This window comes from Vibrio sp. AIC-3, from assembly GCF_013114515.1.
GTDB lineage: Bacteria > Pseudomonadota > Gammaproteobacteria > Enterobacterales > Vibrionaceae > Vibrio > Vibrio crassostreae_C.
Genome location: NZ_VTXG01000031.1, coordinates 16,365 through 38,557, shown reverse-complemented (window position 1 = coordinate 38,557; position 22,193 = coordinate 16,365). Strand labels below are relative to the sequence as shown.

Here is a 22,193-nt window from a genome sequence, read left to right as displayed (position 1 = left end):
TTAACAATACAACCCTCGACCAAAAACCAATAATCCACATCTTTAAAGTCAGAAAAAACGACTAAATAGTTAACATTTTTCCAACAATTCTCTTTACTAATTGTATACAGTTCGTACATAGTTAGTGATAACAAAGTGACCAGTTGCATTCTTTGCAGGGTCGAAATGGATACATAAACCACGGAACAGAGGAGCGCCAAAAGCGCTATTAAAGGACTATGGGAAGACTAACAACACACGTATTAGACACTACTCACGGCTTACCGGGTGCAGAGATCAAGGTAGAGCTTTATAAGGTCAAGGAAGGCTCAACAGAAAAGCTGGCGACGGTACTCACTAACTCCGATGGCCGAACCGATGCGCCGATTCTGGCAGGAAATGATTTCCGACCGGGGAAATACCAATTGGTATTCTATGTAGCCGACTACTACAAAAACAAAGGTGTGGAATTGGATGGCGTGCCTTTCCTAGACGATGTGGTTATTCGCTTCGGCTTGGATGATCCCGATGCGCACTACCACGTTCCGCTTTTAGTCTCACCATACAGTTTCTCGACTTATCGGGGCAGTTAGTCCCGATGCTTAGAATCCCGATCTAGGCTCTATCACCCAATAATAAACAGATTCATGCGTGCATATAAAAAGATGCGCGCTCATTAAGCACGCTCACATAAAAATACTAACAACGTTAACAGTTAAAAAATGAGCCACGAAAAGCTTATTCATAACGAGTTAGAGCTAGGAAAAACCTTAAAACTTAATATTGAAATCTCGCTGTATTCAATAAATGGATCACAACATAAAAGGACTTGCAGACATGAGTGAGAGTAAAACAGAAATACTCAACCAAGATGCGAACAACGGAATTTTAGAGAAACTCTTTAAGATTAAGGCACACGGAAGCAGCGTAAAAAATGAGTTAGTCGGCGGTGTCACCACCTTCGCAACCATGGCTTATATCATCTTCGTTAACCCACAAATCATGGCCGCTTCAGGTATGGATGCAGGGGCTGTATTTGTCGCTACCTGTATTGGTGCCGCGATTGGTTGTTTGTTAATGGGCTTATTCGCGAACTGGCCTGTCGGCCTTGCACCGGGCATGGGCTTGAACGCCTTCTTCTCTTTCACGGTTGTGAGCGAAATGGGTTACAGCTGGGAGGTGGCACTGGGTGCGGTGTTTATCTCCGGTATCTTGTTTGTCGGGATGAGTTTTTACAAAGTCCGCCAATGGATCATCGAGAGTATTCCAGAGAGCTTGCGCTATTCAATGACTGCAGGTGTTGGTTTGTTCTTAGGTCTAATTGGCTTAAAAACAGCGGGTATCGTCGTCGAAAACCCAGCAACTTTGGTTTCATTGGGTGACTTCACGAAACCAGAAGCTCTGCTTGCTGCGATTGCATTCTTGATCATTGCGGTTCTGAGTGAGCGTAAAGTGTTTGGCGCGGTGCTTATCGGTATTTTGAGTGTAACGCTAGTCGGCATGATGCTTGGCCTAGTTCACTACGATGGCTTCTTCGCTGCACCACCAAGCTTAGCGCCTACCTTTATGGCAATGGATATCGCCGGTGCACTAAACGTATCGATGATCAGTGTTATCTTGGCTTTCCTTTTTGTAAACATGTTTGATACAGCTGGTACCTTGATGGGCGTAGCTGAGCGTGCAAACCTGACCAACCCTGAAACGGGCAAGATTGAAGGCCTAAGCAAAGCACTGAAAGCCGACAGTATTTCAAGCGTGGCAGGTGCGTGTGTAGGCTGTCCGCCAGTAACCAGTTATGTAGAGAGTGCAGCCGGTGTTGCAGCAGGCGCACGTACAGGTCTTTCAGCAATCGTGGTTGGTGTGTTGTTCTTAGCGGCAATTTTCCTATCACCGCTTGCAGGCATGATCCCCGCTTACGCAACGTCTGGTGCTCTTATTTACGTCGCATTCGTGATGATGAGCAGCATGCAGCACGTCGATTGGAAAGACTTCACTAACGGTGCTCCAGCCGCGATTACCGCACTAATGATGCCACTGACCTTCTCTATCGCGAACGGTATCGCATTGGGTTTCATTACCTACACAGTGCTTAAGTTGGCGACAGGTAAAACCAAAGATGTGTCTATCTCGATGTACTTCCTAGCGGCTATCTTCATCGCCAAGCTAGTGTTCATCGGTTAACCCTAAAGCTCCTGAGCAGTCATTTCTTGATTGCTCACAACGTTGCTTGGCTGGTTCGCAAGCCAAGCAACAACATGATTTTTAAGAAAGCTAATTGCATTGATGACGAGAGAGCAGAAACCCTACCGATTCAGTGCACTTTTTTATGACCCTACGCAGTTTGTAGAAGTCATTATTTGACCGCCAATCGCCTGTAAACGGAAACGGAAACGCAGGCAGAGGAATATCAAATGAAACTTCTGTACACCCTTAATGAAAGACCGCCCCATGGGCTAACCCTTCTACTTGCTTTACAACACATGCTCGCCTCGATTGGTGGCATCGTCGCTGTCCCGCTTATTGTCGGTGCTTCTATCGGCCTACCTAACACAGAGATCGTTTCACTGATCAATGCGGCGCTATTGGCTTCTGGTATTGTGACTGTCGCGCAATGTCTCGGTTTTGGCCCTGTTGGTATTCGACTGCCTGTTGTAATGGGCTCAAGCTTTGCCTTTTTAGGTGTGGCTATTTCCATCGGTAACGAAGGTGGTGTCGCCGCTATCATGGGCTCAGCACTTATCGGCTCATTCGTGGTAATTGGTGCCAGCTTCTACATGGACAAGGTTCGCAAGCTGTTCCCGACCGTGGTAAGTGGTGTGGTGGTTACCCTAATCGGCTTAACCATTTTACCGGTTGCCATGAACTGGGTTGGCGATTCTCCTGCCAACACGGAACAATTCGCCACGCTGCCAAAGCTGTTTCTAGCACTGATCTCTTTGGGGATTGTGGTTGGCGTATCGGTTTACTGTAAAGGCGCGGTTGCCGCTTCGGCCATCGTGATTGGTTTAGCGGGCGGTTACATTGTGGCGCTATCGCTCGGCATGGTCGACCTTGAGCAAATCAGCTCTGCCGCTTGGGTTGGTGGTCCTGAACCCTTCAAATATGGCTTTACCTTTTCTGCGAGCGCCATCATCAGTATGAGCTTGGTGTACATCGTGGTTATCGCCGAAGCAACGGGGGACTTCATGGCATTAGGCAACAACTGCCAAACCCAAGTCAGCGGTAAAGACTTAAAACGTGGTCTTCTAGGCGATGGCCTTGGAAGTACCTTATCTTCAATTTTAACGGCAATGCCACTAGCATCATTCAGCCAAAACGTCGGTATTGTGGGTATCACAGGTGTAGCAAGTCGCTATGTAGTAGCTGCAACCGGTGGTTTGTTAATTTTAGGTGGTTTATTCCCGAAATTAGCCGCTATTGCCGTCACGATTCCGAAACCTGTTCTAGGTGGTGTGGGTTTTGTGATGTTCGGTATGATTGCCTACGCGGGTATCCGCATGTTGATCAAAGCCGCAGACACCAAGCGAAATGCCTTGGTAATCTGTGTTGGCTTAGCGTCTGGCTTAGCCGTCACTTTCGAACCACGATTGTTGCAACACTTACCGCATGATTTGGCGAATTTCCTTCATTCTGGCATTACAACAGGCACCATCATGACGGTTCTGCTAAACCTTGTGTTGCCGAAATCTTCACGAGCAGAAGAGCAAGAAGCATTAGCCGAGAGCCAAGCGCAAGTTGAACTAGAAATGAAAGAACAGGCTGAAGAAGAACGACACTCAGACGAGCAATTAGAGATTCAACAAGCAAGCACAGAAGCAGACGTTCAAGCGGCTTCAGAAAACCCTGAGCCCAAAGCGAACTAGCTAGTTCACTGACTAACGTAAAACCGATTTCCGTAGGATCAGGGCTGATTAGAACATTGAACGTTTTAACGCCCCTGATTCGAATTTATCTATCAACAGCAAATACCAGCAAAGACCCTCTTCCCTGAAAAGGCTGAGATGGCTAAGGACTACTATGAATGGAAACCATCTGGATTAAGAATCCTCTCGCAATCTACACTGGATCACTCGCTGATGCAGAAGGCGGTATTGTCATTAAAGGTAATAAAATCATTGAGCTGGTTGGCAAACACAAAGAGCCAACCTTACCCGTAGATTACAGCGTCGACGCCTCTCGTCATGTTGTGACCCCGGGGCTTATCAATGCGCACCACCACTTCTATCAAACCCTAACGCGTGCCTACCCCGGCGCACTGAATAAAGAGCTCTTCCATTGGCTACAAAGCCTCTACCCTGTTTGGGCCAATCTCGACTCTGAGATGATGAGCCTTGCTACAGAGTTGGCGCTGGTCGAGTTAATGATGTCGGGCTGTACCACAGCGTCGGATCATCATTACTTACTGCCAAACGGACTAGAACACGCCATCGATTTACAAGTCGAGGCGGCAGAGAAATTGGGCGTAAGAGCGATATTCACTCGCGGCTCCATGAGCCTAGGGGAAGATGAAGGTGGGCTACCTCCACGACACACCATTCAAACCGAACAAACCATTATAGATGACAGCCAACGCTTGATTCGCGATTACCACCAGCGTGATGAAGGGGCGATGATTCAAATCGCACTCGCGCCTTGTTCGCCGTTCTCAGTCACCACCGACCTGATGAAAGAGACCGCCAAGATCAGTGAGCGTGAGAACGTGATGATGCACACTCACCTATGCGAAACGCTCGATGAAGAGGACTTCTGTATCGAGAAGTTCGGTCTACGCCCTGTCGATTACCTAGAAGATGTCGGCTGGCTGAATGAACGCACTTGGCTTGCACACGGCATTCACTTCAACCCAGAAGAGATCAAACGATTGGGCAAAGCAGGCATTGGCATCAGCCACTGCCCGACGTCCAACATGATGCTGGCTTCCGGTATTTGTAAGAACAACGACCTCGAAGCCGCTGGCGTGAAAGTCGGCCTAGGTGTCGATGGTTCCGCCTCGAATGACGGCTCCAATATGATTGCAGAAGTGCGCATGGCGATGTATCTACAACGCCTGCAATATGGCTCTGCCAATGTTTCACACTTCGACGCACTGCGCTGGGCAACGTCCGGATCGGCACGCGCAATGGGTAGAACGGATATCGGTACACTAGAGGTCGGTAAACAAGCCGACATCGCGATGTTCAAGCTCGATGACATTCGTTTCTCTGGCAGCCACGATCCGCTGGCAGCACTACTACTCTGCGGCGCTCAACAAGCGGATAAAGTGATGGTAGCCGGAAAATGGCGAGTTAACGATGGTGCCGTGATTGGCGTAGACATGGAACAACTAATGCACCGCCACCATGCAGCTGCAATGAAGCTAGGTAAACTGGCGATGAATAATTAAATACTCTCTAACTAGAAAAGCGAAAAAAGGCCGACGTGATGTCGGCCTTGTTCATTCAGTTCGATTTTTAGAAACCGATTTACATCTTAATCCATCAAGCTCTTCGACTTAATCGCCTTCTTAGAAAGCTCTTTGGCAAAGGCTTTGATATCTGTTTCAAACTCATCGACGCTTTGGCGGATTTCATCCAGTTGAACGGTGTGCATTACACGGTTTTCCATTACGATTTGGCCGTTCACAATCGTCGTGTCGATGTTGCTTGGGTTCGCTTGGTAAACCAAGGTCGCGTAAGGGTCGTAATTTGGCATCATGTTCGCTGATGTTGTCTCTACAATCACGATGTCTGCCTTCTTACCCGCTTCAAGAGAACCGATTTGATCTTCCATGTGTAGGGCTTTCGCGCCACCTAATGTCGCCATCTCGATAACTTGCTCAGGAATCATGATAGTGCGGTCAGAATGCTTTAAACGTTGCATGTTCGCTGCGTAGCTTAATGTGCGCATGATATCGACTTGGTTAGAGCTCATTGGGCCATCTGTTCCTAAGCCTACTCGCATGTCAGCACGGTACATATCCCATGCTGGTGCGATGCCAGTTGCACCTTTAGCGTTCGCCATTGGGTTGTATGAGATCCCTGCGTCAGCTTGCTTTAGAAGCTTTTGATCGTTCTCCGAAAGATGGATACCGTGAGCAATGACTACGCGCTCGTCCAGCACACCAATTTCATCCATGTATTCGACTGGCGATGTTGCCTTAGTTTCATCTTTGATGCGTTTCTCTTCATTTGGGAATTCAGCAACGTGAATCAGCACCGGCACATCGTATTGAGCAGACAGCTTGTTGATTTCTTGCAGCTTATCTTTGCTCACGGTGTACACCGCATGTGGCGCATAAGCAGGCGTGATTAGCTCATCGTTTTTGTATTGTTCGATAAAGCCTTTGGCGTATTCAATGCCGCCATAAGGTTCTTTGGCATCGACCACTGGGAACTTAATCACGGTTTCGCCGAGCACAGCGCGTAAGCCGACTTCTTTGGTCGCCTTGGCCATTTCATCCATGTGGTAATACATATCGGCATAAGTGGTTACACCGCTTTGTGCTAGTTCGATAGAGCCAAGCTTGGTTGCGTTGTAAATCAGTTCACGGCTTAGCTTTTCGGCTTCTAGAGGGAAGAAGTAAGCGAACAGACGATTCGAGATGCCCTCTTCCCCTAAGCCACGAAACGCGATCATCGGTAAATGGTTGTGCGCGTTCACCATACCCGGCATGACGATTCCATCTTGAGCATCAATCACTTTTTCTGCGCGATATTGAGTCATTAAATCCTCGGTACCGACTGCGATGATCTGGTCGTTTTTCACTACAACAACACCATCTTCAATCACATCCATTTCTGAATTGATGGTGAGAACCTGTCCGTTGGTGATGATCAGATCAGCGTTGTATGTTTGCGTCGCGACCGTTGAACCGCAACCTGCAAGCAGAACTGCGCTGATGGTGCATGCCAAGCTTTTAAGCGTCATTGCTAAACCTTAATGTTGTGCGTGTAATAAATATAGAAGTCTAATATTAGCTTCTAGCTTTGATAAAAATGACGGAATTGAATTTTTGCCGATACTATAACGCTAACTTTAAATAAAATGGCATACCTAATCGAGCCAAATTCAAGATAAATAAGTTATTGCACAACAGGTCACAAAAGTAGCTTTGCACATATGCTCACTCAAATGCACGAACAAAAAAGGCCTGCAATCGCAGACCCAAAAAAAACATTCAAATAACGTTAGCTTTTCACACCACACCCTTTAATCACCAGCTGGGTGATGAACTCAGCGGCATCTTCATAGTCTTTATCATCGAGCTGGTCTTTCTGCATTACGCTGCAAATCTGCCAGCCAAAATCAGCGTAGGTTTGAGTCGCCGCCCATATGGTGAACATTAAATGGTGTGCAGGAACATCGTCCATTAGACCTTGCGCTGACCACGTTGAGAACTTATCAAGGATCATCTGGGATTGCTTATACAGCTCATCGCCAATCTCTTTTGGTAGCACTTTCGCGCCAGACATCACTTCATTAGCAAACACTTTAGAGGCATGTGGATGGTCGCGAGAAATGATCAGTTTGGTTTGAATATATTGAGACAAGGCTTCAACAGGATCGCTGAGATCTTCAATTGGACGAGATGCTTCAAGTAAAGGCTGAGTGACGGTTTCAAGCACAGCGTTGTAGAGCTTATCTTTAGAGCTGAAATAGTAGAATACGTTGGGCTTGGGAATGTCGGCCGCTTTTGCGATATCAGCCATTTTTGTTGCGGCATAACCATGAGTGGCGAATTGTTCACACGCGACTTCGATGATTAAATCTTGATTCTTTTGTCTGATCCTAGACATATTGCATCCTTTACAGCTCGTTACTAAAATCATAGTAATCAACGTGCTTCATTAGTCCAGAAGATAATCTCAGAACTCAAGGTCACCGCATTGATAACAATAAAATGGCCGCTCTATTTGTTAAGAAGCGACCATTCCATACCGTGTTTTTGAACTGTTCAAGTTAAAGAATCAATATTGCGCGGAAGTCATTCACATTGGTCAGCGTCGGCCCCGTGGTAAGAAGCACATCGACTTGCTTGAAAAAGTCGTAGCTGTTGTTGGCATCGAGGTAGTCTTGCGCTTTAAGCGACAGGCTCGAACCTTGCAGCCATGTTTGTGGGGTAATCCACGCACCCGCATTGTCCTCCACGCCATCAATCCCGTCGGTATCGGCGGCCAATGCAAATATGTTGTCTTGGCCTTTAAGCTCATTATATAGGCTCAACAAGAACTCACAGTTACGCCCACCGCGACCATTGCCCTTAACGGTTACTGTGGTTTCGCCACCGGAAAGTATCACGCAAGGCGTCGCAAATGGGTGCTTGTGATTGGCCACTTGCTTAGCCAACGCAGCGTGAACTTTCGCAACATCTCGCGCTTCTCCCTCTATACAATCACTCAACACATAAGCAGGAATGCCCAAACCTTCAGCTTCTGCAGCAGCGGATTCCAATGCCGACATTGGTGTGGCGATAATATGGTGCTCCGCGTTCTTCCAACAGGCATCATCTGGCTTAATGGTCTCTGACTCTGGATTATTTAGCCATTCAAATGCCGAGCGTGGTGTTTCTATTTGATAACGTTCTAAAATGGCCATCGCATCAAAACGCGTGGTGGTGTCGGGTACGGTCGGGCCCGATGCAATCACACTGATGTCATCGCCCGGCACATCTGAAATCGCCAAAGATACGACTCTTGCTGGGTAAGCGGCTTTCGCTAGGCGACCACCTTTGATTGAAGATAAATGCTTACGAACGCAGTTCATCTCATCAATGGCGGCGCCTGATTTAAGCAGCGCCTTATTGATTTGTTGCTTCTCTGCTAGGCTGATGTCACCACCGGGTAAGCTTAATAGTGCAGAGCCGCCACCCGACAATAGACAAATAACCGTGTCGTCAGCGCTCAAGCCACTAACCAATTGCAGCATACGTTGGCTTACTTCTAAGCCCATCGCATCTGGCACGGGGTGCGCTGCTTCAATCACCTCAATGTGTTCGCAAGGTGCGGTGTGTTCGTAGCGGGTCACGACTAAGCCTTCAAGATCACGCAGTGCTAGGTCTTGTTGTTTTTTTGCCTGCCAAACCGCTTCAAGCTCTGCTGCCATTGACGCGGCCGCTTTACCTGCTCCTATCACCACAGTACGCCCGGCTTGATTAGCAGAGCGATAAAAAATGTCTTTAGGAAGAAAAGGTTCTATGTGATTTGTAGGTAGCGCCTGATTAACAGCACTTGAGAAAAGGGTTTGCAGAAATTGCTTAGCATCAATGTCCATCAGCCACTCCTTAGTTGACGGAGAAAAAAAGAACCCCGATACAAGGCCAAAGGGTGCCTGCTAAGATCAAGTTGGAAAGGAACAACTTCAACCTCTGCCTCGTATCAGGAACGCGTATAAAAGGAGACGAAACTACGCGATTTATAAACAAACTGTTGGGCTACGAATCGATAGCAGCCCTAATTAATTAACGGATAATCGGTTGATTGATTAACCACTAAACGGACAAACCGTTAACTAGATTAACGAATCGAGTGATCAGAACGTTTCTCAATCGCTTGAATAAGCGCAGAGTGGTCCCAACCTTCACCGCCCATTTCGGCACATTCACCAAACAACTCCTGAGCATTGGCCGTATTCGGTAGTGCAACCCCTAGCTCTTTTGCGCCCGTTAGCGCCAGATTCAAGTCTTTCTGGTGAAGTGAGATTCTAAATCCAGGGTCAAAGGTACCTTCAACCATGCGCTCACCGTGTACTTCCAATATCTTAGAGTTAGCAAAGCCACCTAATAGAGCCTGACGTACGCGTGCTGGATCAGCACCGGCTTTCGAAGCAAATACCAAGGCTTCAGACACGGCTTCGATATTCAGAGCAACAATGATCTGGTTCGCCACCTTACAGGTTTGACCCGCACCGTTGTCGCCTACTAGCGTAATGTTCTTACCCATGATTTCGAACAGAGGTCGTGCTTTATCAAAGGCTTCTTGCTCACCGCCAACCATGATAGTCAGCGCCGCATTGATAGCGCCTACTTCGCCACCTGATACCGGTGCATCGAGGTATGAAGCACCGCCTTCGTTGATTCGCGCTGCAATCGCTTTGGTTGCGATTGGTGAGATTGAACTCATATCGATAACCAGTTTTCCAGCAGCGCCACCGGCGGTAAGGCCTTGCTCGACGCCATTGTCACCAAACAGGACGTCTTCTACTTGAGGGGTATTCGGCACCATTAAGATAATGATATCTGCTGCTTCAGCCGCTTCCGCGGGTGAATGACAGACCGTTGCACCCGCTGCCACAAGATCGGCAGGTGCTGCATTAAAGTGATCCGACAGAATCAAATCGTGACCTGCTTTTTGAAGGTTACTCGCCATAGGTTTACCCATGATGCCAGTTCCGATAAATGCAATTTTAGACATGTTGTTCTCCTTAACGTTTGAGGGTTACCAGACGCAATTAACGGTACTGGTGTAGCCAACCAAGGCCTTCTGTCGTCGTCGTCTTAGGTTTGTATTCGCAGCCCACCCAGCCTTGATAGCCAAGCTCATCAAGATAATTGAGCACAAATGGGTAATTGATTTCTCCGGTACCCGGTTCGTGTCGGCCTGGATTATCCGCCAGTTGCACGTGTGCGATTTGGCCAATGTTCTGCTGCATGGTCGGCGTAAGATCGCCTTCCATAATTTGCATGTGATAAATATCGTATTGGATAGAAAGGTTATCGCTCCCTACCTCTTTGATGATCGCTTTAGCTTGCTCTGTGGTGTTTAAGAAGAAGCCCGGAATATCGCGTGTATTGATCGCTTCTATCACTAAGCTGATGCCTTCTGCTGCTAGCGCGTTCGCCGCGTAATGCAGGTTAATCACAAACGCCGATTGCGCGTCTTGTTGGGTCACACCTTGCGGAACAATCCCCGCCAAGCAATTCACTTGAGTACAACCGAGCGCTTTTGCGTAAGCGATGGCTTTAGGTACACCCGCTTGAAATTCTTCAACTCGTGCTGGGTCGACCGCGATACCACGATCGCCAGCATCCCAATCACCCGCAGGCAGGTTGAATAGCACTTGCTCTAAGTTGTTAGCATCGAGCTTTGCTTTGATTGCCTGAGCATCAAAGGCGTAAGGGAAAAGGTATTCCACACCTTGAAAGCCCGCTTCTGCGGCAGCTTCAAAGCGGTCCATAAAATCAACTTCCGTGAATAACATTGACAAGTTTGCTGCAAATTTTACCATGACTCTGTCCTTATTCTTTATCTGTAAAAATCTGGTTATTTGTAGTAAAGCCTCGCTCTATTGGAGACTTTCTGTAGATCTAAACCTCAATTCTACGGATACACATTACTTAATGATTACTTGTACGCTAGCGCGGTTGGAGCATCGTCGCGGCTTTCGGCAAGTGGTTCAAATTCGTTAATTGCATTGATCTCAACGCCCATCGCAATGTTGGTTACTCGCTCAAGAATCAACTCAACAACAACCGGTACCTTATGCTTGTTCATCAGCTCTTTAGCTTGCTCAAACGCTGCCGCAATTTGCTCTGGTTCACGAACTCGAATTGCCTTACAACCTAGGCCTTCAACAACGGCTACATGGTCAACACCGTAGCCTTCAAGCTCTGGCGCATTCTGGTTATCAAACGCCAGTTGTACACAATAATCGATATCAAATTGACGCTGTGCTTGGCGAATTAAACCTAGATACGAGTTGTTCACCAACACATGAATGTATGGCAAGTTAAATTGCGCGCCAACGGCCAGTTCTTCGATCATGAATTGGAAATCGTAATCACCAGAGATAGCAACGATATCGCGATCTGGATCAGCTGCTCGTACGCCTAATGCAGCGGGTGTAGTCCAACCTAGTGGGCCTGCTTGACCACAGTTGATCCAGTTACGAGGCTTATAAACATGCAGGAACTGAGCGGCGGCGATTTGCGACAAACCAATGGTGCTCACATAGCAAGTGTCACGGCCAAATGCCTTGTTCATCTCTTCATAAACACGCATCGGTTTCATTGGTGCTTCATCGAAATTGGTTTTACGCAGCATGGTCGATTTGCGTTCCTGACACTCGCTTGCCCAAGCATTTCGGTTCGGCAATTTGCCAGCGTCACGCCACTCTTGCGCCACTTCAACCATTAGCTCTAGCGCTGCTTTCGCATCAGAGACAATGCCTAAATCTGGGCAGAACACGCGACCGATCTGGGTCGGTTCAATATCAACGTGAACAAACTTTCGGCCTTCGGTGTAAACATCGACAGAGCCGGTATGACGGTTTGCCCATCGGTTACCGACACCAAACACAAAGTCAGAGTTGAGCATGGTTTCGTTACCGTAACGGTGGGAAGTTTGTAGCCCTACCATGCCTGCCATTAATTCATGATCATCTGGGATCGAGCCCCAACCCATCAAGGTTGGAATCACAGGAACTCCGGTGATTTCTGCAAACTGTTGGAGCAATTCAGATGCGCCAGCGTTAATCACGCCACCACCCGATACAATCAGCGGTTTTTCCGATTGAGACATCATAGTTAATGCTTTCTCAACCTGCGCGCGAGTTGCTTGCGGTTTGTAAGGTTCTAGCGGTTCATAGGTATCGATATCAAACTCAATCTCAGCCAGCTGAACATCAATCGGTAGATCAATCAAGATTGGACCCGGGCGACCCGAACGCATTAAATGAAAGGCTTTTTGAAATGCGCGTGGCACTTGTGCAGGTTCCAGCACCGTGGTTGCCCACTTAGTGACTGGTTTGGCAATCGATTCGATATCGACCGCTTGAAAGTCTTCTTTATGAAGGCGAGCGCGCGGAGCCTGACCAGTGATACATAGGATAGGGATCGAGTCAGCTGATGCAGAATAAAGCCCCGTGATCATGTCCGTTCCTGCCGGGCCAGAAGTACCAATACACACACCTATATTTCCTTGACTGGTACGTGTGTACCCTTCAGCCATATGGGATGCACCCTCTACGTGGCGAGCTAAGACGTGATCGATTCCTCCGAGCTTTTTCATCGCTGCATACATAGGGTTTATTGCTGCGCCGGGAACACCAAATGCGATGTCTACTCCTTCACGTTTAAGCACTTCTACCGCTGCTTCAATCGCTTTCATAATTGCCATTCGAACCTCCAGTTAAGATTGTATACAATTAAACTAACTTTTGTGTACTATGAACCATCCTCGCTATTTATCAACCCCAAAATGAAACAATTTTGTTACATCACACTGCCATTTGAGTAAGCATCAACCCTGAAAAGCTTACAATTCATTACTTTACATAAAATATCTTTACGTAAAAATAAATTCCAAAAAGACCAAATGATAAATAAATGTTAAATACCCTTTGCTTGTTTACAATTTATGCAATATAAATATCCTTAAAAAGAGAATTTTGTATACAAAGTGGCATCGTATTGTTCAAAGGAGACAACAATGATGAATGACGTAAAAGAGAGAGAAGAAGTACAATGTATGCAGGTACTCGGGAATATGGACAACCCCGAGTACAAAGAGATCTTGTCTAAAGATGCATTAAAATTCTTAGAAGCTCTCGTGAATAAGTTTGGAGATCGCCGTCATGCCCTGCTAGGTGACCGCGACGTAAAACAAGCTCAATATGACGAGGGGGAGTTACCCAATTTCAGAAAAGACACCATTTCCATTCGCCAGAATAAAGAGTGGAAAGTGGCAACGCCGCCGCCAGAGTTGCTGGATCGCCGAGTAGAGATCACCGGTCCTATCGAGAGAAAGATGGTGATCAACGCGCTAAACTCAGGCGCAAAAGTCTTCATGTGCTGCTTTGAGGATGCGTCTTCCCCAACTTGGGCCAATATGGTCGAAGGGCAAATCAACCTAAGAGACGCCAACCTTGGCACCATTAGCTACTTCGATGAGAAGAAGCAGAAGCGTTACCAATTAAACGACGATCCTGCACTGCTGATCGCACGCCCACGAGGGATCCACCTTCCTGAGCAATCCATCCAATTCAACAATCAGCCTATCGGCGGTTGCTTGATGGACTTCGCCTTGTACTTTTTCCATAACTATCAATCACGAGCACAACAAGGTTTAGGGGTTTACTACTACATTCCCAAGCTTGAGAGCATGGAAGAAGCACAGTGGTGGGACGATATTTTCAGCTTCACCGAAAACTATTTCCACGTACCCAAAGGCACCATTCGTGCGACGGTTTTGATTGAGACGCTTCCAGCCGTATTCCAAATGGAAGAGATCTTGTACGCAATGCGTGATCATATCGTGGCAATGAACTGTGGCCGTTGGGATTACATCTTCAGCTACATCAAAACGCTGAAAAACCATAAAGACCGCATCCTGCCTGACCGCCACGGGATCGGCATGGATCAAGAGTTTCTAAATGCCTATAGCCAACTGTTGGTGCGTACTTGTCATGCTCGCGGCGCACTGGCGATGGGTGGTATGTCGGCCTTTATTCCAGCGAAAGATCCGCAAGAAATGGCGCGTGTAACCGCCAAGGTTATCGAAGATAAGCAAAGAGAATCTCAGAACGGACACGACGGCACATGGGTCGCGCACCCTGCACTGGTTGATTTGGCAATGTCGATCTTTGATAAGCACTTAGATGGCAAAGTAAACCAAATGGATTTTCAAAGCCCGGAGCATGTGATCAATGCAGACTCGTTGCTAAAACCTTGTGAAGGCAGCCGCGACGAAGCAGGAGTACGTAAGAATATACGCATTGCGCTTTATTACATTGAGGCTTGGATCCAAGGCTACGGTTGTGTGCCTATCTACGGCCTTATGGAAGATGCCGCGACCGCTGAGATCTCGAGAGCCAATATCTGGCAATGGATCCACCACGGCGTCACGCTTGATGACGGCCAAACCTTTACCAAACAATTGTTCCACTCTTGGCTTTACCAGGAGTTAGACACGATAAAACATGAAGTCGGTGACTCGCGCTATGCAGCAGGTCGATTTGAAGAGACAGCTGATCTTTTCTATCAACTTTCTACAGCCGAAGAGTTCGCTGCCTTCCTAACTTTACCCAGCTATGGGCTATTACAAGAGTCCAGTTAGGACTCTTGTACCGAGCTGAATCAGTCAATGATATTCACAACAAGCGTAATGATTGGCTGACTTAGCTTGGTACACGGCCCCTTGAAAAACTAGGAGATAACATGGGAAGTTTGACTCTACAACAAGCGTTAACCATCATCGATGGCACCTTACAAGCGGGAAACAAGATCCACACTGAGCCTTTGACGGTCGCCGTCTTAGACAGCGGTGGCAAACTGATTTCTCTGCAACGTCAAGACGGCTCTAGCATGATGCGACCAGACATCGCGATCGCTAAAGCGTGGGGGGCACTCGCACTGGGTTGTTCCTCTAGAAAACTCGCCCAAGATGCTGACAACCGACCAGCATTCATCTCCGCCGTAAACGTGCTCGCACACGGAAACATGGTGCCAGTACCAGGGGGGCTACTGATTCGAGACAAGGATAAAACGGTATTGGGTGCTATCGGGGTCAGCGGTGACATCTCAGACATCGATGAAAGCTGCGCCATCAACGGCATTGGCTGCGCAGAACTGTTCAGTGACGAGATGCTGCAAGCTTAACTCGCCAATTCGCTGTACTTGAAGTTCTTAAACAAGCACAAAAAAACCGAAGCGATTAAGCTTCGGTTTTTTATTGAATCTAAAGGAAGATCAGAAAAACTACTCGTACGCGCTCAACCATGTTTTCAGCAGCTGGTTAGTATTTTTCTTCTGGCTCGCAGACAGAGATTTCACAAGCTTCTTCTGCGTTTCAACATGCTCAGTCATCATTTGGTCAATAAGAATAAGACCATCTTTTGTTAACTGAACACTCACGCTGCGTCTGTCTTCTTTACTGTGCTCACGACTGATCAGCCCTTTCGCTTCTAGCTTATCAAGGCGATTGGTCATCGCGCCTGATGTCAGCATCATCGAGCCGATCAATTCTGACGGAGTCAGTTGGTAAGGCTTTCCAGAACGTCGCAACGTCGCCAGCACATCAAACTCACCCAGCTTCATGTCGTATTTTTTATGAAGCTCGGCAACTTGCGTCTCCATATACTTGGCAATACGCATAATCCGGCCCATCATTGCCATAGGCTCAGTTTCTAATTCGGGCTTTTCCTTTGCCCATTGCTCTACAACGCGGTCGATAGCATCCATTTGCAATCTAGCTCCGTGATTAGTCTTGATTACTTCAAACTAGTTTAACATAAAGATACTTTACAACCACTAGTTCTCAGTATACAGTTCACACAATAGTTATCTTAACGTAAAGATATTTTAAATGAACATATTATTAGCAATGATCCCCGCGTTCTTTTGGGGAACAACCTATGCAGTGACGCAATTTACGCTACAGGAGTGGCCACCATTATTATTGGGTGCTTTGCGTGCGTTACCTGCTGGTTTGTTATTGCTAGCAGTAAAACCAACACTGCCTAAAAAAGGCGAGTGGCAAATCATTTTCACACTGGGCCTTATCAATATCGCGACCTTCTTTGGCTTGATCTTCGTGATGGCGCTAACGCTGCCTTCGGCAATCTCTGGCGTGGGCATGATCTCCGTGCCGGTGTTCGCGATGATCTTCCACTGGGTAGTGAAAAAACAGCGCCCGCATCTGATTCAAGCCCTTTCGGGTATTGGCTTGATCACCTTAGCGTGGATACTGTTTAACCCAAGCCAAATTGCTCTGAACCCAATCGGTTTAGGCGCAATGTTTGCCGCAATAATGTGTATTGTCATCGGCAGCAGCATTACCAAGTCACTGGGTAACCGCATGCACTGGTGGAAGGTATTAACATGGCAACTGATTCTGGGCGGTACGATTTTGTCTGTCGCGTCTGGCGTTCATGCATTCATCGATCCGCAGCCTTATATTAATGCCGTGACTCATTTCGATACTCGTAATGCTATGGGACTCGTATGGGTTATTGGGCTAAACACAGCGCTGGGTTACGGCATGTATGTGTGGTTGCTACAGCGTATGTCGGTGGTTGATTTCACCTTCGGTGGCATCGCAAACCCAGTAGCTGGCATCGTGACCGGTATGGTGTTGATGGGTGAATCATTCACTGCAGTACAATACTCACTAATGACCGGCATGATAGTGATGTCACTGCTACCACAACTTATCCTTGCGGTAAGACAATCCAAACAAGTCAAGCCTGTTACGCAGTAGACGCAGCCTCTTAAACGTATTGTTCAAAAACGCGCCTCATTGAGGGCGCGTTTTTTGTTGCTACGCTAACAGCAATAACCCAACAGCCATACTCGTTGAGTTGACCATTCCTTAAGTTAAATTAAACCTCACAAAGAACAATGAGTTTACTTTAACTATCTAAAGAGAATTTATTTTCTATAAAATAATCATACTAGAGATTTAATTTCCACAAAAAAACTCAAATTAGAGATAAAAAGACAAAACTTTTCTCCGACTACCTTTCTATACTGTGCCACGTCGTTAAGGCGCCACAAGCTTATGATTTAAAATAATTATTAATGAGTAGTCACCATGAATTCGAAGTCTCTAACTATTTTGCTTTTTGTCTCTGTTTGCTTAATTTGGGGAACCACTTGGTTCGCTATGGAAGTAGCATTGCATTCTATCCCACCTATTTTTGCTACTGCGTTACGCTTTTTACTTGCAGCACCTCTGCTTGCGGTATTAGCGAAAGTCTTCAACCAACCACTGCTGTTCCCTAAAGGTAAGCGCCAATGGCTGCTTATTGTTGCGCTGATGTATTTCGCGATTCCGTTTACGTTGATGATCTATGGCGAGCAATACATCTCTTCAGGTTTAGCGTCGATCATCTTCGCCAACATGCCTGTGGTTGTGATGCTGATGTCTGGCTTATTCTTAGGTCTACGACTGGCGAAGCACCAGATATTCGGTTTGATTACTGCTGTTGTGAGCCTATGTTTAATCCTTGGCAACGAAATGCAGATGGGTGGCGATGACTACCTAATTGGCACGGTTTGCTTAGGCCTTGCTGTTGCGATTCACGCAGTTATGTATGTGCTGGTTCAAAAGCACTTCAAAGGTATTGAAGTACTAACCTACAACGCCGTACCGAGCCTGATTGCTGCTTTATTCTTATTCGCTGTTTCAGCTGTAGGTGAAAACGTGAATGTTGAATCCTTCACTGGGGATTCAATCTCAGCCGTGGTTTACCTAGGCTTTGTCGCGAGTGTTGGCGGCGTTGTGGCTTACTTCAAATTAGGACAGGTTTCGACCCCTTTCCAAGCGTCTATCTGCTTCCTAATCTTCCCAGTGGTTGCGCTGCTGATCTCTTGCTACATCAATGGTGAGGTTCTATCTGAACAGTCACTTGTAATGATGATTCCTCTACTTTGCGGCATCTTACTGACCAAAGCACCAAAGGGAATCTTCAAGCTGCGTACCGAATTAAAAACCGTAAGAAACTGATCCGCGTGAAACCTATTTTGCGGATTAGATATACATATCCCACATAAACAAAAAGCTCCAATATCACTATTGGAGCTTTTTGCTTATTTCATAATATCGAGACCAACATTAACGCCAGCTAAACATTCGCACTTCATTACCTTCTTCAGGTGTCTTAGGAATGTTTAAAGACAACGCCAAAGAAACCGCCGCCATCGCAGCACCAATATAGAAAACCGTTGCAGGAGAAGACAACCAAATCACACCAAACACCACTGGAATAACGACCGCTGCAATATGATTGATGGTGAAAGAGACACCAGCAGTTGATGCCATGTCTGCCGGGTCTGCGATTTTCTGGAAGTAAGTTTTGATCGCCAGCGCCAATGCAAAGAACAGGTGATCGATCACGTAAAGTGCCGCCGCCCATTCCGCGCTTTGCACCAAACCATAACCGACAAACACACCAATCAAGCCAACATACTCGAAGATCAACGCTTTACGCTCGCCAACCACACCGATAAATCGACCAATGCGCTTCGCAAACAAGAAGTTAAATAGGTAATTAACCAAGAACAACAATGTGACGTCAGCAGCCGAGTAACCAAACTTCTCTACCATCAAGAAGCCTGCAAACACAGTGAAGATTTGTCTTCTCGCACCGCTCATAAACGTTAGCGCGTAGTAGAGCCAGTAACGCTTTCGCAGCACCAACTTCTTATTCTGTGGCGTTTTGGTCTGAAACTCAGGGAAGCCAAAGGTCATCACCAAAACCAGAATAAAACCAATACCGCCAGTAATACCGTACACCCAAGCAAAGTCGAGCTTCAGCTGTTCTAGCATCACCCAGATAGATCCGTAAGTGATTAAGGATGCCAGTGCGCCGACTGAGATCATCTTACCTAGCATCTCTGGCGCTTCTTCTTTACTCAACCATTGCAGTGACAAAGACTGCTTCAGCGTTTCAAAATAGTGAAAGCCCGTCGACATTAAAATGGTAGTCAGCAACAATCCAGTGAGTGAGGGGAACAGACCCGTAATCGCGGTGCCTACAGTAAGCATCGCCAGCGATATCAACATGAAGCGTTGCTCACGAATGAATGCCAACACAAACACTACGGTAAACGCTAAGAAACCCGGGATCTCACGCACACTTTGCAGCAAGCCAATATCCGCACCATCAAAGTTCGCCTTCTCAATCACGAAGTTATTAAGTAAAGCCATCCAGCTCGAAAACGCGATCGGTACAACAATCGAAATCAGTAATAAAAAGTTTTGCGGCGTTTTCCAGCTCGCGGTTCTATCGAACATTGACGGACTCCTGTTCGTCTAATTGAGTGAGCACTCGTAAGGTCAACTGCTCAGTATAAGGGTTAATCTTCCAATGCTCTGGGCTCCAGCCTTTTACGAAACGTTGGAAATCGGCCCACGCCACGTAAAACATTGGTCGCCATGCTGCTTCTACCTCATCAAATGAAAGGTGTGGCTGATAGTACGCCAATGCCTCTTTCAAGTAGTGGAAGTAAGCATCTAGTACTTCTGATTCAAGCTCTGCGCAATCTTGTGGCCTAATCGCGCTGCTCATGAACAAGGCGACGTCTTTCATCGCACAGCCGTAACCCACATATTGGAAATCGACCGCAGCTGCTCGCTCGCTTTCAGAATCAAAACAAAAATTGGCGAGCTTGGCATCGCCATGTACCAAGGTTTGATATGGACATTCTTTTAGTAAACGGTCGATGTGCTTGGCTTGGTTCTTCAATGGTAAATCAGCCAAGGCATTGAGTTCATCAGGGCGTGTATCTAGATGCCAATAAGTACCGACTTGCCACAATGATGACAACTGCTCTTGATTGATATTGATGTGCTTTGCGTGAAAGTTAGCAAGCCATTTAAGGCAAGCATTACGTTGTTTTTGCTCTTCTCTTGTGTAACTAGATGCCTGATAGTCAGAAGCAGCAAGCACATCAAACTGAGAGGTTAACGGAAAACCTATATCCGCTAAGTCTTGCATCACTATCAGCCACTCATTCTCTTCTAGTTCACATTGCAGCCCAACAGGTACAGGGCAGCGCTCGTCCCATTGTTGGGTGAATGACTGATACCAAGCTGTTTCCACTTGGTAAGAGTGTACCTTTCGTTGGTGAGAGAGTTTGGTATTCCAACCCTTTGGGTGTTCAGCTTTATCTGGCAACGCGACATGTTTAACAATCACACTCTTGAGTTCCGCACTGCTTTCTTGAGAAAAGACTAAGCGAACTAACTCGCCATATCCACCCCATAGGCGTTGAATCACTTGGACATCAAACCCTTCATGACAACCCAGCGAGGTCGCTATTTTTTGATAAAGCTCATTTTGATAAAACTCTTGTTGATAAAGCTCTGGCTGATTTTGACTTGAACCCGCTTCAGGTTGAGCTCGATTATTCGACGATATTGATTGAGACATATTACTCGTTGTTATGCTTTATCGGATAGAAGGTGTGACCACTGTGGCTGCCTATTCATGTAGTGAACCACATAGCTACAAACCGGCACAATTTTGAAGCCCGCTTGTTCAATTTCAGGCAATACCGACTCCATCATCACCTTCCCAAAGCCCTTGCCTTGCAGTTCATCAGGAATGCGTGTCGACGTGATATGTAGTACATCTCCGTCCTTTTGATACTTAACGACCGCGAACTGGTTGGGTTCTAACTCTACCGTGATCTGGTTCACTTCTTGATCCCATTTTACTGCCTGCATTCTCAACTCCTGCAAATAATGGATACGACAAACAATTAAAGTTTGAAGTATGAATTCCTTGTAATAGACTAACGCAAGTGCATATAAATAAAACTAAGTACTTACAATCAAAGAAAATATTATTATAGCGTGTGGTTATAAATAAAATTCAAACCAATTAAAAGCACTCTATAAATTGCGTTAGTACACCTACTAAATCTAGCACGTAACAACCCCTTGTTAGCAAGTTATCAATATCTAACAGACGCATGTTGGCGCATGGAGAACATATAATGAACGCACCCCTGAAGAAGCCTTTGGAGCATAATCAGGCACTTCAAGACCCTCGTAATCGCACCGTTTCCACTATCAATAGCACTGATGCACTGGCCATGATTGAGCACGGCAGTGAGCTGACATTAAATGTCTCGACTCCCGTTGGCACGAAGTTTCTCGCCACCACCAGGTTTATCGGAACGCACAGTGATAACTGTATTGTGGTTGAGGTTCCCGAGGTATCCAATGAAGATCTGAACTTTTTCTTTCAAGAAGGTTTTTGGATGACCGCTCGTGCGTATTCTCTACGAGGTGAAGGCGCGCTTATCCACTTTAGAAGCCAAATTCACCATAAGATTGGTGAACCCTTCCCTATTCTAGTGCTGTCTACACCAAGCACGATGCAAGTGACACAGCTACGTAAAGAAACACGCTATGAAGTGAATCTGGCTTCAAGAATCATCTTCAACGACCAGCGAGCAAACTGTGAGATAAGAGACTTATCGAAAAGTGGTTGTCGTTTCGTTACCTCACCAACCTCTCGTGCGATTCAGATTGCCGATCGCGTGTCTATTGAGATAACCCCTGAGAACTACAACGGACCACTGATTCCGCCATTGCGAGGCATCGTCTGCAATCTACAGAAATCGACACACTACGCTCGATACGGTGTCGAATTTGATGATATTGGCCGAGCTAACGCCAAACACTTGTTGGCAAAACTGAAGTTCGATGGCACCAAGCTTTGCTTACGAAATGGGTAACGCCTTTTAACACGCGACTTTCACCGAATACAGCAAGCTGACCAAATACAAA

The 22,193-nt window shown here is 46.6% G+C and carries 19 protein-coding genes; 9 read left to right on the top strand and 10 right to left on the bottom strand.

The window, feature by feature from the left end:
• Nucleotides 1-218 precede the first annotated feature (218 nt).
• The 4 genes from uraH to F0229_RS18065 all read left to right on the top strand — a co-directional run bounded on the left by uraH (nt 219) and on the right by F0229_RS18065 (nt 5,362).
• Complete coding sequence (gene uraH / locus F0229_RS18080; RefSeq protein WP_171733398.1) at nt 219-572, top strand: hydroxyisourate hydrolase; 354 nt, start codon at nt 219-221, stop codon at nt 570-572.
• A gap of 244 nt (nt 573-816) precedes the next feature.
• The gene (locus F0229_RS18075; protein ID WP_017065002.1) at nt 817-2,160 is read left to right on the top strand and encodes an NCS2 family permease; all 1,344 of its coding nucleotides are present in this window, start codon (nt 817-819) and stop codon (nt 2,158-2,160) included.
• A gap of 230 nt (nt 2,161-2,390) precedes the next feature.
• Nucleotides 2,391-3,842, top strand: coding sequence for a nucleobase:cation symporter-2 family protein (locus tag F0229_RS18070; RefSeq protein WP_171733397.1), 1,452 nt, complete (start codon nt 2,391-2,393; stop codon nt 3,840-3,842).
• A 158-nt stretch (nt 3,843-4,000) separates the two neighbouring features.
• Nucleotides 4,001-5,362 (top strand): 8-oxoguanine deaminase, encoded by a 1,362-nt coding sequence (locus tag F0229_RS18065; RefSeq protein ID WP_171733396.1) that lies wholly within the window; start codon nt 4,001-4,003, stop codon nt 5,360-5,362.
• Between the two features lie 86 nt (nt 5,363-5,448).
• Here F0229_RS18065 and F0229_RS18060 read toward each other — a convergent pair whose 3' ends face one another.
• The 6 genes from F0229_RS18060 to gcl all read right to left on the bottom strand — a co-directional run bounded on the left by F0229_RS18060 (nt 5,449) and on the right by gcl (nt 13,070).
• On the bottom strand, nt 5,449-6,885 hold the full coding sequence (locus F0229_RS18060; RefSeq protein ID WP_171733395.1) for an amidohydrolase: 1,437 nt from the start codon (nt 6,883-6,885) through the stop codon (nt 5,449-5,451).
• Between the two features lie 260 nt (nt 6,886-7,145).
• The gene (locus F0229_RS18055; protein WP_171733394.1) at nt 7,146-7,754 is read right to left on the bottom strand and encodes a TetR/AcrR family transcriptional regulator; all 609 of its coding nucleotides are present in this window, start codon (nt 7,752-7,754) and stop codon (nt 7,146-7,148) included.
• A gap of 163 nt (nt 7,755-7,917) precedes the next feature.
• Nucleotides 7,918-9,228: a glycerate kinase gene (locus tag F0229_RS18050; protein ID WP_171733393.1), complete on the bottom strand. Its 1,311-nt coding sequence runs from the start codon at nt 9,226-9,228 to the stop codon at nt 7,918-7,920.
• A 242-nt stretch (nt 9,229-9,470) separates the two neighbouring features.
• Nucleotides 9,471-10,367, bottom strand: a complete 897-nt coding sequence (locus tag F0229_RS18045) for a 2-hydroxy-3-oxopropionate reductase (RefSeq protein WP_102450556.1) — start codon at nt 10,365-10,367, stop codon at nt 9,471-9,473.
• 37 nt (nt 10,368-10,404) lie between these two features.
• A complete protein-coding gene (hyi, locus tag F0229_RS18040) occupies nt 10,405-11,181 on the bottom strand; it encodes a hydroxypyruvate isomerase (RefSeq protein WP_171733392.1) in 777 nt (258 codons plus the stop codon).
• A gap of 116 nt (nt 11,182-11,297) precedes the next feature.
• Nucleotides 11,298-13,070: a glyoxylate carboligase gene (gene gcl / locus F0229_RS18035; RefSeq protein WP_108020162.1), complete on the bottom strand. Its 1,773-nt coding sequence runs from the start codon at nt 13,068-13,070 to the stop codon at nt 11,298-11,300.
• A gap of 312 nt (nt 13,071-13,382) precedes the next feature.
• Here gcl and aceB point away from each other — a divergent pair, with 312 nt between their 5' ends.
• Nucleotides 13,383-15,008, top strand: coding sequence for a malate synthase A (gene aceB / locus F0229_RS18030; protein ID WP_171733391.1), 1,626 nt, complete (start codon nt 13,383-13,385; stop codon nt 15,006-15,008).
• Between the two features lie 101 nt (nt 15,009-15,109).
• Nucleotides 15,110-15,550 (top strand): heme-binding protein, encoded by a 441-nt coding sequence (locus tag F0229_RS18025; RefSeq protein ID WP_004732837.1) that lies wholly within the window; start codon nt 15,110-15,112, stop codon nt 15,548-15,550.
• A 99-nt stretch (nt 15,551-15,649) separates the two neighbouring features.
• On the opposite strand, the gene F0229_RS18020 is transcribed toward F0229_RS18025, so the two are convergent.
• The gene (locus F0229_RS18020; RefSeq protein WP_171733410.1) at nt 15,650-16,132 is read right to left on the bottom strand and encodes a MarR family winged helix-turn-helix transcriptional regulator; all 483 of its coding nucleotides are present in this window, start codon (nt 16,130-16,132) and stop codon (nt 15,650-15,652) included.
• A gap of 124 nt (nt 16,133-16,256) precedes the next feature.
• On the opposite strand from F0229_RS18020, the gene F0229_RS18015 reads away from it, so the two are divergent.
• Both F0229_RS18015 and F0229_RS18010 read left to right on the top strand, forming a co-directional pair.
• The gene (locus F0229_RS18015) at nt 16,257-17,150 is read left to right on the top strand and encodes a DMT family transporter (protein ID WP_017067653.1); all 894 of its coding nucleotides are present in this window, start codon (nt 16,257-16,259) and stop codon (nt 17,148-17,150) included.
• Nucleotides 17,151-17,483: 333 nt separating this feature from the next.
• Complete coding sequence (locus F0229_RS18010; RefSeq protein WP_171733390.1) at nt 17,484-18,398, top strand: DMT family transporter; 915 nt, start codon at nt 17,484-17,486, stop codon at nt 18,396-18,398.
• 108 nt (nt 18,399-18,506) lie between these two features.
• Here F0229_RS18010 and F0229_RS18005 read toward each other — a convergent pair whose 3' ends face one another.
• The 3 genes from F0229_RS18005 to F0229_RS17995 are packed head-to-tail and all read right to left on the bottom strand — an operon-like array spanning nt 18,507 to nt 21,122.
• Nucleotides 18,507-19,688 (bottom strand): MFS transporter, encoded by a 1,182-nt coding sequence (locus tag F0229_RS18005; RefSeq protein WP_050620146.1) that lies wholly within the window; start codon nt 19,686-19,688, stop codon nt 18,507-18,509.
• A complete protein-coding gene (locus F0229_RS18000) occupies nt 19,678-20,826 on the bottom strand; it encodes a phosphotransferase (protein ID WP_171733389.1) in 1,149 nt (382 codons plus the stop codon). Before F0229_RS18000 ends, F0229_RS18005 begins: the two co-directional genes overlap by 11 nt.
• 11 nt (nt 20,827-20,837) lie before the next feature.
• Complete coding sequence (locus F0229_RS17995; protein WP_004732803.1) at nt 20,838-21,122, bottom strand: GNAT family N-acetyltransferase; 285 nt, start codon at nt 21,120-21,122, stop codon at nt 20,838-20,840.
• A gap of 272 nt (nt 21,123-21,394) precedes the next feature.
• Here F0229_RS17995 and F0229_RS17990 point away from each other — a divergent pair, with 272 nt between their 5' ends.
• Nucleotides 21,395-22,141, top strand: a complete 747-nt coding sequence (locus tag F0229_RS17990; protein ID WP_017067648.1) for a flagellar brake protein — start codon at nt 21,395-21,397, stop codon at nt 22,139-22,141.
• The last annotated feature ends 52 nt before the right edge of the window (nt 22,142-22,193 follow it).